The organism is Rhizobium sp. P1_E1, assembly GCF_056406015.1.
Map to the genome: position 1 here is coordinate 1 of NZ_JBFUAY010000525.1, position 1,112 is coordinate 1,112.

A 1,112-nucleotide genomic window follows, 5' to 3' on the forward strand; every position below is an offset into this window, starting at 1 on the left:
GTCTTGCGGAATCCCGTGATGATTTCATCACGAATGCGGCTTGCTAATTCCACGAGATTACGAAATCCTAGTGCCGACCGGGTTTAATTACGAAGAGGTGAAAAATGGCGGCAAAATCAAGACCGACAGCGGCCGACGTCGCAAGGCGTGCGGACGTTGGCGTGGCAACGGTCGATAGGGTTCTCAACGGCAGAGCCCCTGTGAGAAAGGAAACGGCCGATCGCGTCAGAGAGGCGGCCGAAGCTATCGGCTATCATGCGCTGCCCCTCATAAGACACCGGACGAACGCAAGGAACGTAAGGAACGTCCGACTTGGCTTCGTACTTCAGAAAGGGACGGATCCATTCTATCAGAATGTCGCTACTGGCCTTAGAAAAGAGCTTTCATCCAGGCTTGACGTTAAGGGAAAGCCCGACATCGTTTTCGTGGATGACATCACCGCGGAGTCGCTGAGGAAGAAAATCCTGGAGGTCGGATCGAGGACAGACGCGGTCGCGGTCGTAGCGATCGACCATCCGCTTGTCGTGTTAGCCGTTGATGAACTCAATCTGCGAAAGAAGCCCGTCTTCACTTTGCTGTCGGGAATTTCGGCGAGCGGGGTCACCGGGTATATCGGTTTGGATAGCCGCAAGGTCGGCCGCACCGGCGCTTTCATCATCTCCAAAATGGCCGGAGCCAAAGGCAAAATTGCCACACTCGTGGGAAGTCATAGATACCTGGGGCAAGATCTCAGTGAGATGGGGTTTCGATCCTATTTCCGTGAAATAGGAGAAGAGGCCCGGTTGCTTGAAACAATTGTCAATTTCGACAATCCAGAGGTGGCTCGTGAAGTCACAACGAGCCTCCTTGATAGACACGCCGATCTCGCTGCCATATACAATGCGGGTGGCGGACAGGACGGGATTGTTCAGGCAATTCGAGCTCATAGTAGCGGCCAGCGGCCGGTCGTCGTTTGCAACGATCTGACTGACGCGACGCGACCCGCGCTGATTGACGGCGTTATCAGTTGTTTCCTCTGCTTACCAATCGAGGCATTTGCGCGTGCGGTCATTGATGAGATGGTTTCCTCCATCATAGGCATACGGCCGGCCGCGCCAAACCGGACCTTGCCA

General features: G+C 54.9%; 1 protein-coding gene. It reads left to right on the plus strand.

Going from position 1 to position 1,112, the window contains the following annotated elements; all coding sequences use genetic code 11:
- Positions 1–104: 104 nt before the first annotated feature.
- The coding region (locus tag AC1D1Z_RS37685; RefSeq protein WP_477853940.1) for a LacI family DNA-binding transcriptional regulator at positions 105–1,112 on the plus strand (1,008 nt) is incomplete at its 3' end.